This is a genomic window from Microbacterium sp. K41 (genome assembly GCF_004794395.1).
Classification (GTDB): domain Bacteria; phylum Actinomycetota; class Actinomycetes; order Actinomycetales; family Microbacteriaceae; genus Microbacterium; species Microbacterium sufflavum.
The window spans coordinates 1-12,031 of record NZ_SSDO01000162.1 but is presented as its reverse complement, the minus strand read 5'-3'; the positions used below and the strand labels follow the sequence as shown (position 1 = coordinate 12,031).

Genomic DNA, 12,031 nt, shown 5'->3' with positions numbered 1-12,031 from the left:
GTGCGCGACGCCTCATCGTCCGCGTGCTCGGGCTCCGCGGTGGCGTCGCCGTGGTCGTGGCCGTGGTCGTCCTCGGCCCCGAGCGGCAGGGTGCACGACCACACCGCCCCGGCGAGCGTGACCACGGCGGCCGCACTCGCGAACCAGACCGACTCGGGGCTGATGTAGAGCGTCAGGCGCCCGGTGACCGCGAGCCCGAGCGTCACGACCGCGACCGCGGAGGCCAGTCCGACGCCCAGCCATCGAGTCGCGACGGCTCGAGCGCGCGGTGTCTGCTGCTCAGACAAAGACGTTCACCCCAATCCCGATCGCGAAGGCCGCGGCGAGCACGACCGCGGTGATCCCGACGAGCGTGCGCGCGGTGAAGGTCGTGCGCATGAGCGCCAGCATCTTGATGTCAACGAGCGGCCCGACCAGCAGGAACGCCACGATCGCCCCGCTGGAGAAGGTGGACGCGAACGACAGCGCGAAGAACGCGTCGACGTTGGAGCAGATGGCGACCACGATCGCGAGCAGCATCATCGCCACGATCGACAGCACCGGGTTCGACCCGATCGCCAGCAGCACGTCGCGCGGGATCAGCACCTGCACGGCTCCCGCGAGCGCTGAGCCGATCACGAGCGCCGGCATCACCGCCCGCAGCTCGACCAGGAACTGCGTGAGGCTGCGGCGGATCGGGGTGCCCGGCTCGTGCGTCACGCGCTCGCACGTATCGACGAAGCGCTGGGTGAGCAGCGAGTCCGGCGACGGGTGCAGGCTGTAGATCCAGCCGATCAGGTTCGCGATCAGGTAGCCGCCGACCAGGCGCGCGACGAGGATGCCGCCGTCCCAACCGAAGGCCGCGTGCGTGGTGAGGATGACGATCGGGTTGACGATGGGCGCGGCGATCAGGAAGGTGAGGGCCTCCGCCGGGGCGAGGCCGCGCATCATCAGACCGCGCGCGAAGGGGACGTTGCCGCACTCGCACACCGGGATGAGCATCCCGAGGAGGGACAGCACCGCGCGCCGGGCCCACGCGCGGCGTGGCAGCCAGCGGTGGATGACGTCGGCGGGCAGCCACACCTGCACGACGATCGACAGCAGCACGCCGAGGATCACGAACGGCAGCGCTTCGATCAGCACGCTGAGCGCCAGGGTGAGGCCGTCCTGCGCCCTGGTCGGCAGCGATGCCGGGTACAGCGACGGGAGCAGCAGATCGATCAGGAACAGCGCCGCCACGATCGCGGCGCCGAGACCGAGGCCGATCCAGGGCGACCGCGGCGGTGTCGCGTGTCGGTGCGTGTGGCCCGGACGGGAGGCCGTTCGTGCCGCGGAACTCACGCTGTCGCTGTCCTGCCGGCCTCGCGCTTGTTGGCGCACGGGGTGCACAGCCCGAAGATGTCGACGACGTGCGCGGCGTCGGTGAACCCGTGCAGAGCGGCGGTGCGGTGCGCCCACTGCTCGACGTCCTTCGCCTCGATCTCGACCGTGAGCCCGCACGACCGGCAGATCAGGTGGTGGTGGTGCCCCTGCGTGGAGCAGGCACGGTACAGCGCCTCGCCCTCCGGGCTCTGCAGCGAGTCGGCGTCACCCGAGGCGGCGAGCCCTGCCAGTGCGCGGTAGACCGTGGCGAGGCCGATGCCGGTGTTGTCGTCGCGGAGGGAGGCGTGCAGGCTCTGTGCGCTGACGAAACCGCGGGCGTCGGCGAGTGCTTCGCGCACGCGTTCGCGCTGCCAGGTGTTCCGCTGAGCCATGCCTTCGATTCTAGGCCGGAGGGGGTTGGCGAGGGCTGGGAGCGGACGGGGGCGGGACCGGAGTCACTCTCCGGATCGGATCGCGACACGTGCCGCGCGCGCATATTGGGATGATCGCCTACCTATGACAGCGGATAGCCGTCATACGCGTACGTTAGAAGAGTAGTCCAAGACGGAGGAGCCGACGATGGAGAAGAGGAACGCTCACTCGACACCCTCCGCCTCGCGCCCCTCGGGACGCATGATCGCGGGGTGGGTGTTCGTCGCCATCGGCATGTGGATGGCTTTCAGCACGGCGGCCACCACCGCCGACGAGGGCCTGCGCATGATGATGCTGATCGCGGGGTCGTTCCTCGCCGGTGGCCTCGTGTTCGACGTCACACGGTGGCTCGTGCGGCGCAACCGTCCCCCGTCCGACGAGTGACTCCAACCCTGGGCCGTCGTCCGTCAGGGCGGCGGCCCGGCACCATTCGCCGGTGCGGCGCCCCCTCACGAAGAGGAATCCGACCGGGACGAGCCCGAGTGCGAATGACCCGTCACTCGGCCAGCCACCAGACGAACCCCGCGTGACCCGCGGCGGCAGGAGGATCGGCGGAGAACGCGATCAGGGCGTGGCGGAGGCGTTCCAGTCCAGCCCCGGTCCGGGGGAACCGCTCATGATGACAGAACACCACTCCACTGTGATCGGGGAGTCGGGACATCGCGATGGCGAAGGTGGTGACGTCTTCCGTCACCACGACACGTCGCTCCTCGGTCGCCGTCCGCAGGACTGTGGTGTCATCGGCACCGCGAAGGTCGTCGCGGTCGACCACGGCCACCGTGTCGGGACCAGCCTCGGTCAACACGACAGCGAGCCGACCGGGGTAATGCTCGTCGAGGAGAAAGCGCACCTCACGCGGCGTCGATCGCACGGCGCCGCTCCCACGCGGCGAGCGCCTCGTCCTGTGCAATCCGATGCCGTTCCACGATGCCGTCGATCTCGGCTCGATGCTCCGCCCAGTAGTCGAGCGCCGCGTCAATCATCCCCGACGGGACCCCGAGAGTGTCGGCGAGCGATTCGGGGCTGCGCTCCGCGGGGTCGTGCGACAGCCACGCCTCCGCCACCGTCCACACCTGGGGGCCGTCCGTCAGAGTCGCTCGACGCTCGCCGGTTTCGATCGTGACGAAGCGGATGCGGGGATGCAACTGCATGCGCAACCACTCCTCGACCGCACTGTTCACCACGCCTGACTTCGTCTGCCCCGTCATGCGTACGTAGCGGCCGAGAGCCTCGCTGACGCTCTCGCTGAAGCGGACATTCGTGGGCGCTACCATGCGCTACAGTGTAGCGCGCTCAGGCGGAGACGCGACGGACGCGCGACCGGGTCTTCTGCACGATCCAGCACACGACGTAGATCGCGAACGACAGCGTCGTGATGTACGGACTCACCGGGAGGGTGCCGGCGAGGGCGAGCAGGATGCCGCCGACCGCCGAGACGAAGCCGAACAGCGCGGCCAGCAGCGGCACCGCGACCGGACCCGCCGTGACCCGCATGGCCGCGGCGGCCGGTGTCACCAGAAGCGCCATCACCAGCAGAGCTCCGATGATGTGCACGCTCACCGCGACGATCAGGCCCAGCAGCACCATGAACAGCAGGCTCACCGCGCGGGTCGGCACCCCGCGGGCCGCCGCCGACTCCGGGTCGAGCGAATCGAACCGCAGCGGGTTCCACATCACCAGCAGCCCGAGCAGCACGACGAGGCTGATGCCGATGAGCCACCCCAGGTCGGGGCTCGACACCGACACGATCTGACCGGTGAGGAGGCTGAAGCGGTTGGCGCTGCGTCCGTCGTACAGCGACAGGAAGAGGATGCCGAGGCCGAGGCCGAACGGCATGAGCACACCGACGATCGAGTTGCGGTCACGCGCCTTCGCGCCGAGCACGCCGATGAGGATCGCCGCGACCAGGGCCCCGCCGAGCGAGCCGAACACCACGCTGCCGCCGAAGAGCAACGCGGCCGCGGCACCGGCGAAGGAGAGCTCGCTGACCCCGTGGACCGCGAAGGCGAGGTCACGCTGCATCACGAACACGCCGATCAGGCCACCGACGATGCCGAGCACCGCCCCGGCGATGATCGAGTTCGCGAGCAGGGCGACGAGCTCGCCGTAGTCCTGGAACGAGAAGATGTCGTCCCACCCGACGGCAGGGACGAGGAGGGCGGCGGCGGTCATGCGGCCCCTCCGTGGTCGTGGTCCTCGTGCAGGTGGTGGGGCTCGGCGTCGGGGACACCCACGACCACGAGCCGGTCGCCCGCTCGGAGCACGAACACGGGTGTGCCGTACAGGTCGCTGAGCACGCGCGTCTGCAGCACCTCGTCCGGGGTGCCGAGCAGGAAGCGCCCGCCGGCGATGTAGAGGATGCGGTCGACCCGGCCGAGGATCGGGTTGATGTCGTGCGTAACGAACAGCACCGCCGCCCCGCGCTCGCGCCGCTGGCGGTCGATGATGTCGGTGACGCCCACCTGGTTCGCGAGGTCGAGGTTCGACAGCGGCTCGTCGCACAGCAGCAGGGCCGGCTCGTCGGCGAGCGCCTGTCCCACGCGGAGCCGCTGCTGCTCTCCGCCGGACAGCAACCCCACCCGACGGTCGGCGTAGTGCGCGGCGCCGACCGCGTCGAGCAGTGCATCGACCTTCGCGCGGTCGCCGCGGTGCGGGAACGGGAGGCCGAAACGGCTGCCCTGCACGCCGAGCGCCACGAGATCCCTGGCACGCATGCTGGTGTCGGGGGCGATCGCGCGCTGCTGCGGGATGTAGCCGATGCGGGCGTTGCCGCGGTGCACGGGCTCACCTGCCACGCGGATCGTGCCGCGCGAGAGGGGCTGGAGGCCGAGGATGCTGCGCAGGAGTGTCGTCTTGCCCGACCCGGAGGGTCCGAGCACGGCGATGAACTCCCCCGGCTGCACCGTGAGATCGAGGCCCGACCAGAGCTCGCGGTCTCCGCGGTGCAGTGCCCCGTCGGCGATCTCGAGCACGGGCGCCGCGCGGTCGACCGCGCCGCTCACGACTGGACGGCGGCGGCGAGGCTCTGGATCGCGTCACGCATCCACTCAGAGTACGACGATCCGTCCTCCAGCAGCTCCGTGAAGGCGACCACCGGCACTCCGGCGTCGTCCGCGGCCTTCTCGACCCGCTCGGTCTCGGCACCGCCCGTCTGGGCGTTGGTCAGCAGGGCGGTCACCTGTCCGGACGCGATCACATCGAGCGACTCGAGCAGTACCGCCGGCGCGACGTCGCTGCCCTCCTCGACCGACTCGGCGAAGCCCTCGGGCGTCACGTCGGTGAGACCGGCGGCCGCGGCGAGGTAGCCGGGCAGCGGCTCGGTCAGGAACACCGTCTTGCCCTCGGCGGAGGCCTTGAGCGTCTCGAGGTCGGACTCGAAGCCCTCGAGCTCGGCGACCAGCTCGTCGGCGTTGGTCGCGAACGTGTCCGCGCCGTCGGGGTCGAGCGCCGTCAGCTCGTCGGCGATGGCCTCGACCACGTGGATCATCGTGTGCGGGTCGAACCACACGTGCTCGTTGAAGCCCTCGATGTGGTTGTGGCCCTCGTGGTCGTGACCGTCCTCGCCCTCGGCATGCTCGTGGTCGTGGGCGTCGTCGGCGGCGGCGTCGTCGTCGGCGTCGGCGTGGTCGTGGGCGTCCTCCTCATGGCCCTCGTTGCCGGGGAAGTCGTGGGAGTACTCGACGGCGGTGACGACGTGCGGGTCCTGGGCGTCCTGCAGCAGGCTGTCGATGAAGGCGTCGTAGCCGCCGCCGTTCTCGACGACGAGGTCGGCTTTCTGGAGCGTGAGCCGGTCGCGGGCGCTGGCCTCGTAGGAGTGCGGGTCCTGGGAGGCGGAGGTGATGATCGACTCGACGTCGACGCGGTCGCCGCCGATCTGCGCGGCGATGTCGCCGTAGACGTTGGTGCTCGCCACGACGGTGATCGTTCCGTCGTCGCCCTGTCCCGACGCGGCGGGGCTGGAGCATCCGGCCAGCGAGAGGGCGGCGACGGAGGCGAGGGCGAGAGCGAGCGCGGGCTTCTTCATGATGCCAGCGTAAACGCTAATGAGAACCATTATCAAATCGAACGCTCCGCGGACGGGAAAGGCGGAGAGCGTGCGACCACGCCCTCCGCCTTTCGTCACCCCCGACTCACCCCACGAGCCCCCGTGGCGCGATCCATGCGGTCGCCTCCGCGGGCAGCGCGGAGCCGTCCAGCGCCACGGTCGAGAGCACCGCGTCCTCCGCGGCCGCTCCGAGCTCGAAGGGCTCGGTGCCGAAGTTCGTCACGACCTCCCAGCCGTTCGGACGACGGAACCGCAGCACGTCCGCACGACCCGTCTCCCTCCACTCCAGGCTCTCGCCGGTCTGCAGCAACCGCCGCAGCCGCAGAGCCTCGCGGTAGAGGTTGAGCGTGGAACCGGGGTCGGCATCCTCCACCTCGACCGCAGCCGCGGCGAACCACGCGGGCTGAGGCAGATGCGCGCCGCCCTCGCCGAACCCGTACGAGCTGCCCGACGCCGTCCACGGCAGGGGCACACGGCACCCGTCGCGACCGAGACCATCGAAGTCGGCCCCGCGGAAGAACCCGGGGTCCTGCCGCTGCTCCGGCGCGATGTCGGCCACCTCGTGCAGCCCGAGCTCCTCGCCCTGATACAGGTACGCGCTGCCGGGCAGGCCGAGCAGCAGCAGGGTCGCGGCGTGCGCCCGGCGCAGTCCGCCCTCGCGGTCGAGTCCGTCCTCCGGGCCGCCGGCACGCACCCACTCCGTGCCCTGCTTCACCGCGCGACCGCGCAGCGGAGGAAGGCCGTACCGCGTGGCGTGGCGGGTCACGTCATGGTTGGACAGCACCCAGGTGGTCGACGACCCTGCCGCGTGCGCCTGGGCGAGGTTGTCGGCGATGATGCGCTGGAAGTCGCCCGCATCGAAGTCGGCCACGAGCAGATCGAAGTTGAACGCCTGGCCCAGCCCCTCCGCGGAGGCGTACTTCGCCCGGCGCTCCGGCGTCTCCACCCACGCCTCGGCGACGGCGGTGCGCGGCGGGTCGTACTCGTTGAACACCCGACGCCACTCGGCGTAGATCTCGTGCACGTCGTCGCGGTCGATCATCGGGTGGGTGCCCGAGGAGCGGTCCATCGCGTCGAGCTGGGCGCGCGACGGCAGCGGCTCGGTGAGGTCCTTCGTGAGCATGTGGGCGACGTCGATGCGGAACCCGTCGACGCCGCGGTCCGACCAGAAGCGCAGTGTCGTCAGGAAGTCCTCGCGCACCTCGGGGTGGTCCCAGTTGAGGTCGGGCTGCTCGACCGCGAAGTTGTGCAGGTACCACTGACCGTCGGCCACGCGCTCCCAGGCGCTGCCACCGAAGATCGAGATCCAGTCGGTGGGCGGCTCCGCACCGTCGGGCCCCGTGCCCTCGCGGAAGATGTAGCGCTCCCGCGCGGCCGACCCACGCCCCGCGGCGAGCGCCTCCTGGAACCACGCATGCTGGTCGGAGGTGTGGTTGGGGACGATGTCGACCACGACGCGGATGCCGCGCGCGTGCAGCGCCTCCACCATCGCGTCGAAGTCGGCCAGCGTGCCCAGGCGCGGGTCGACGTTGCGGTAGTCGGCCACGTCGTAGCCGCCGTCGGCGAGTTCGGACGGGTAGAAGGGACTCAGCCACACCGCGTCGATGCCGAGCTCGGCGAGGTAGTCGGCACGGGAGACGATGCCGGGGAGGTCGCCCAGTCCGTCGCCGTCGGCGTCGGCGAAGCTGCGGGGGTAGATCTGGTAGACGGCCGCCTGGCGCCACCAGGTCGCGGTCTTGTCGTCTTCGCGGGTCTCGGTGAGCAGCGAATCGGTCATGAGGGGTGGAACTCCTTGCTTTCTTGCGGTGGTCGGTGTCAGCCCTTGACGGCACCCTGCGTGACGCCCTCCATCACCCAGCGCTGAGTGAAGAGGTAGGCGACGATCGCGGGGGCCATCGCCATGAGGTACGAGGCGAAGGCGACGTTGTAGTTGTTGCTGAACTGGTTCTGGAAGAGGTTCTGCCGCACCGGCAGCGTCTGCAGTGCCGGGTCGGAGATGATGAGCGACGGCATCATGAAGTCGTTCCAGGCGTAGAGGAACGCGAAGATGCCGACGGTCGCGCTCATGGGGGCGAGCAGCGGGAAGATCAGCCGCCAGAAGGTCTGCCACGTGGTCGCCCCGTCGATGCGGGCGCTCTCCTCCAGCTCGATCGGGATCGACCGCAGGAACGCCGTGAACAGCAGCACGCTGAAGCTCAGCTGGAACATCGTGGCGAGGATGATCACGCCGAACGGGTTGTCGAGTCCGACGCGTCCGGTGAGCTGGATCTGCGGCAGCGCCACGACCGGGAAGGGGATGAACATCGCCGCGAGCAGGTAGAAGAAGGAGTACCGGAACAGCCGGCGGTCCCAGTTGCGCACGATCGCGTACGAGGCGAAGGCCGCGAGCACGATCGTGGCGACGACCGTTCCCGCCGTGACGAGCAGGGAGATGCCGGCGCCGACGGGGAACTTCGTGAGGTTCCAGGCCTGCACGAATCCGTCGAAGCTGAACGGCGCGGGGAACGAGAACGCGTTGCCGTCGACGGCCTGACCGGTGGTCTTGAATGCCATCGAGATCGTGACGTACAGCGGGATGAGGACTGTCGCGGTGCAGAGGATCAGGATGATGGTGCCCGGCCAGTTGACGCGCTCCATCTCCTCGCGCTTCTTCCGGCCGCCGGCCGGGGCCGTGGTGAGGGTCTGCGTGGTCATCAGAACGTGTTCCTTCCGCGGGTCAGCGAGAGCTGGAAGACCGAGATGAGCACGGCCACGATGAAGAAGATCGTGGCGTTGGCCATCTGGTAGGCGTAGTCGCCGCCGTTGAAGCCCGCGATGATCGTCATGGCCACGCTGCGGGTGGCGGTGCCCGGTCCGCCGTTCGTGAGGCCGACGATGATGTCGTAGGCGTTGAGGAAGCCCTTGAACCCGAGGATCACGTTGATCACGACATACCCGGCGACGAGCGGGATGGTGATGCGGGTGAGCTGCTGCGTGCGGCTGGCCCCGTCGATGCTGGCCGCCTCGTACACCTCGCCCGGCACCGACAGCAGACCGGCGATGTAGATGAGCAGCGTGCCGGGCACGGCCTGCCACGCGGTGACGATGACGATCGCGACCCACGCGAGGTCGGGGTTGGCGAGCAGGCTGGTCTGCAGCCACTCGACCCCCGTCGCGGCCCCCGCCGCGGGCAGCGAGTTGGAGAACAGGAAGTTGAAGACGTAGGCGATGATGATGCCCGAGATCACCATCGGGATCACGAAGATCGTCCGCAGTCCGGTCTTGAAGCGGATGCGGGAGGTGAGCCCGACCGCGAGCAGGAACGCGATCACGTTCACCACGATCACGGTCGCGATGGAGAAGCCGAACGTGAACAGGTAGCTCTGGAGGATCGCGGGATCGCTGAACAGGGCGATGTAGTTGGTGAGGCCGTTGAAGCTCCATTCACCGATGCCGATCGAGTCGGTGAAGCTGAAGAAGATGCCGATCACGCCGGGGACGGTGATCGCGAGCGTGAAGATCACGAGCGTCGGCAGCAGGAAGAGGTAGTAGATCGGCTCGACGCGGCGGGTGTGCCGGCGGAGCTTCCGCTCGCCGCCCGTCACGATCGCGGTGGTGCTGGCACCGGTGTCGGTGGCGGTGGTGGTGGTGGTCATGGCGCGGACTCCTCTGTCTCGGCCGATGCGGAATCCTGCGAGGTCGGGATGGGAGCGCGGAAGGCGATACGGGCCCAGTCGGCGTCCATCGTGCGGAGGATCGACGACGGCGCGGCGCCGAGCACCATGGCCTGCGCATAGTTGAAGATCGGCAGGGTCTTCGGAACGAGCACGGACGGGCCCTGGTAGATCTTGCCGTCGTCGTAGTACGGGATCATGCCCTCGATGCGCGGGTCGTCCGGCGCTGCCGCGTCGGTCGTCGGGGTGAACCCGAGCTGCGAGGCGTTGTACTCCTCGATGTTCTCGGGGAGGTAGAGGTACTCGAGGAAGTCGCGGGCGGCCTCCTGGTGCCGGGACTCCACGGGGATCATCGCCGCGAGGTCCATGTTCACCCGCACCGCGAGGTCGTCGGGATCGTCGGTCATGGGCAGTGGGAAGGTGCCCAGGGGCAGATCGGGGGCGGTCTTCGCGATCTCGCTGAACGCCCACGGCCCCTGCAGGTACATCGCCGCCTCGCCCTTCGCGAAGGCGAGGTTGCCGTCGCCGTAGCCGCGACTCGGGGCGTCTTCATTGGTGTAGTCGTTCGCGAGCTGCATCATCTTGTCCATCGGCTCGGCGAAGTTTTTCTGGAACGAGACCTGGGAGTCGGGACCCACGTCGGTACCCTCGGCGGCGAGGGCGTCGAAGAACTCGAGCACGTCGAGGGAACCGCCGACCGCGTAGTCGTACCAGCCCTGCGCCACGGTCCAGTCGTCCTTGAAGGTGCCGTAGAAGGGGTCTATGCCCGCCTCGCGCAGCTGGTCGCACACGGCGATCAGCTCGTCCCAGGTCTGCGGCACCTCGAGCCCCTGCTCCTCGAAGATCTGCGTGTTGTAGATGACGGAGGCGGCCATGACCGAGTACGGCAGGGCACTCGTTCGGCCCTCGCACGAGCCGTACTGGTCCATCAGCGGCTGCAGGTCGTCGCGGATGCCCGCCGCGGCCTCGGTGTCGGAGAGGTCGGTGAGTGCGCAGCGCTGCACGAACCGGGCGACCTCGTAGTTGTAGTTCGCGAGCATGATGTCCGGCGGGTTGCCGCGGACGAAGCTGGCAGAGACCACGTCGACGCCCGAGGTGTCGATCTCGACGCGGACGTCGTTCTGGGAGGCGTTGTAGTCCGCGACCAGGTCGGTCATGAACGGGATGGCCTCGCGCTTGCTGAAGGTGAACCGGATGGTCTCCGGCCCGTCCCCTGCCGCGCAGCTCGTGAGCGCGACACCGGCGAGAACCAGGCCGAGCGCTCCGGCGATCCCGCGCAGCGGGCGTGTTCGTCGTGCAGACACCGTTGTCCTTCCGTCGGTAGATCTGCGGACTAAATCTAGTGAGCGAATCTAGTCCGTCAGGAGGTACTGTCTCATCTGGGCGACAGAAAGGTCAAGGGGAGTGGCGGAGGTCTCGGCGGGATTGGGCACCGGGCGCGCGAGCGTCGGCGCCGTCCTCGACTTCGCCTGGACCGCCAGCGAGTTCACCGCCACCGAGGCCATGGCCGGCACCTCCCTCACCCGCTCGACCGCGATCGACGCGATCGACACCCTCGTGGGCGCCGAGGTGCTGCGCGAGCTGCCCAACGCCAGGGCCACGGGCGACTACCGCGCCGGACGCCCCGCCCGACGGTTCGCCCTCTCCCCCGACCTCGGCGTGGTGATCGGCGTCGACGCGGGCGACACCCACCTCGCGGTCACGGTCGCCGACCCGCTCGACCGCACGCTCGTGCATCACCGCACCGAGCTCGACCCGACCCAGAGCGCCGAGGCCCGCCGGGCCACGATCGTCGAGCGGATGCGGGCCGCCCGCAGCGAGGCCGGGGTCGACGCGGACCACGTGCTCGCGGTGTGCGTCGGCGTTGCCGCCCCGGTCGACCGCGACGGCATCTCACCGCCGCACCCCGAAGGGTTCTGGGAGCGCACCAACCCCGGCCTCGCCGCGGCCCTGCGCGACTGGGCACCCGTGGTCGAGGTGAAGAACGACGCCCAGCTCGCCGCGATCGCCGAGGGCACGCTCGGCGCCGCGCAGGGCTGCCGCGACTACGTGGCCCTGCTCGCCAGCGAACGCTTCGGTGGCGGAGTCGTCGTCGACGGGCATGTGCTGCACGGTGCCCACGGCGGCGTGGGCGAGGGCGTGGTGTTCGACCACATCATCGGCGTCGGCTCGGCGTTCGGGCTCCGCTATGCCCTGCAGGACCAGGCACGCGCCGCCGTCGAGTCGGGAGAGGCCGCGACCGACAGCCCCCTCGGGCGGCTCGTGGCGGACGGCCCCGTGGAGCCGCGGCTCGTGCTCACCCTCGCCGCCTCCGGCGACCCCGACGCGCTGCGGGTCGCCGAGCGAGTGGGCGCCACGGTCGCCCGTGTGGTCGGCGTGCTCGGCAGCATGTACGACCCCGCCCGCGTGATCGTGTGCGGCGCGGTCGCCGAGAGCGTGGAGCCCGTGCTCGCCGCCGCCCGCCGCATCCTCCCCGCGGAACTGCACCTGCCGGCGCCCGAGATCCTCGCGTCGTCGCTCGGCGCGGAAGTCGTGTCGGCGGGGGCCGTCGCGACCGCCC

The 12,031-nt window shown here is 69.8% G+C and carries 13 protein-coding genes and 1 pseudogene; 2 read left to right on the top strand and 12 right to left on the bottom strand.

Translation table 11 applies throughout. The features are described 5' to 3' along the window. From DW309_RS04285 to DW309_RS04275, 3 genes and pseudogenes are all read right to left on the bottom strand, one after another. Positions 1 to 287 (bottom strand): annotated as a pseudogene (locus DW309_RS04285) (hypothetical protein); the annotation flags it as partial. After that, positions 280 to 1,320 (bottom strand): permease, encoded by a 1,041-nt coding sequence (locus DW309_RS04280; protein ID WP_136044659.1) that lies wholly within the window; start codon positions 1,318 to 1,320, stop codon positions 280 to 282. The gene DW309_RS04280 and the pseudogene DW309_RS04285, both read right to left, overlap by 8 nt. Continuing rightward, positions 1,317 to 1,733, bottom strand: coding sequence for a Fur family transcriptional regulator (locus DW309_RS04275; protein ID WP_136032082.1), 417 nt, complete (start codon positions 1,731 to 1,733; stop codon positions 1,317 to 1,319). Before DW309_RS04275 ends, DW309_RS04280 begins: the two co-directional genes overlap by 4 nt. A gap of 187 nt (positions 1,734 to 1,920) precedes the next feature. Between DW309_RS04275 and DW309_RS04270 the strand changes: the two genes are divergently transcribed. Next, positions 1,921 to 2,157, top strand: a complete 237-nt coding sequence (locus DW309_RS04270) for a hypothetical protein (protein WP_136044658.1) — start codon at positions 1,921 to 1,923, stop codon at positions 2,155 to 2,157. Between the two features lie 112 nt (positions 2,158 to 2,269). On the opposite strand, the gene DW309_RS04265 is transcribed toward DW309_RS04270, so the two are convergent. The 9 genes from DW309_RS04265 to DW309_RS04225 all read right to left on the bottom strand — a co-directional run bounded on the left by DW309_RS04265 (position 2,270) and on the right by DW309_RS04225 (position 10,775). Then, positions 2,270 to 2,623 (bottom strand): DUF5615 family PIN-like protein, encoded by a 354-nt coding sequence (locus tag DW309_RS04265; protein WP_168387170.1) that lies wholly within the window; start codon positions 2,621 to 2,623, stop codon positions 2,270 to 2,272. A 1-nt stretch (position 2,624) separates the two neighbouring features. Beyond that, entirely contained in the window at positions 2,625 to 3,047 is a 423-nt protein-coding gene (locus tag DW309_RS04260; RefSeq protein ID WP_136044656.1) for a hypothetical protein, read from the bottom strand. 19 nt (positions 3,048 to 3,066) lie between these two features. Next, a complete protein-coding gene (locus DW309_RS04255) occupies positions 3,067 to 3,945 on the bottom strand; it encodes a metal ABC transporter permease (RefSeq protein WP_205812617.1) in 879 nt (292 codons plus the stop codon). Beyond that, a complete protein-coding gene (locus DW309_RS04250; RefSeq protein WP_136044655.1) occupies positions 3,942 to 4,775 on the bottom strand; it encodes a metal ABC transporter ATP-binding protein in 834 nt (277 codons plus the stop codon). Before DW309_RS04250 ends, DW309_RS04255 begins: the two co-directional genes overlap by 4 nt. Next, on the bottom strand, positions 4,772 to 5,797 hold the full coding sequence (locus tag DW309_RS04245; protein ID WP_136044654.1) for a metal ABC transporter solute-binding protein, Zn/Mn family: 1,026 nt from the start codon (positions 5,795 to 5,797) through the stop codon (positions 4,772 to 4,774). Before DW309_RS04245 ends, DW309_RS04250 begins: the two co-directional genes overlap by 4 nt. Before the next feature lie 106 nt (positions 5,798 to 5,903). After that, positions 5,904 to 7,595 carry a glycoside hydrolase family 13 protein gene (locus tag DW309_RS04240; protein WP_136044653.1) on the bottom strand — a complete coding sequence of 564 codons (1,692 nt, stop codon included), beginning with the start codon at positions 7,593 to 7,595 and terminating at the stop codon, positions 5,904 to 5,906. A gap of 38 nt (positions 7,596 to 7,633) precedes the next feature. Then, on the bottom strand, positions 7,634 to 8,512 hold the full coding sequence (locus DW309_RS04235) for a carbohydrate ABC transporter permease (RefSeq protein ID WP_136044652.1): 879 nt from the start codon (positions 8,510 to 8,512) through the stop codon (positions 7,634 to 7,636). Next, positions 8,512 to 9,453 carry a carbohydrate ABC transporter permease gene (locus tag DW309_RS04230; protein WP_205812616.1) on the bottom strand — a complete coding sequence of 314 codons (942 nt, stop codon included), beginning with the start codon at positions 9,451 to 9,453 and terminating at the stop codon, positions 8,512 to 8,514. Before DW309_RS04230 ends, DW309_RS04235 begins: the two co-directional genes overlap by 1 nt. Then, positions 9,450 to 10,775 carry an ABC transporter substrate-binding protein gene (locus DW309_RS04225; RefSeq protein WP_205812615.1) on the bottom strand — a complete coding sequence of 442 codons (1,326 nt, stop codon included), beginning with the start codon at positions 10,773 to 10,775 and terminating at the stop codon, positions 9,450 to 9,452. The genes DW309_RS04230 and DW309_RS04225 overlap by 4 nt, the downstream gene beginning before the upstream one ends. A 100-nt stretch (positions 10,776 to 10,875) precedes the next feature. Here DW309_RS04225 and DW309_RS04220 point away from each other — a divergent pair. Continuing rightward, positions 10,876 to 12,031, top strand: a 1,156-nt coding sequence (locus tag DW309_RS04220) for an ROK family protein (RefSeq protein WP_136044651.1), incomplete at its 3' end; no start/stop codon positions are given.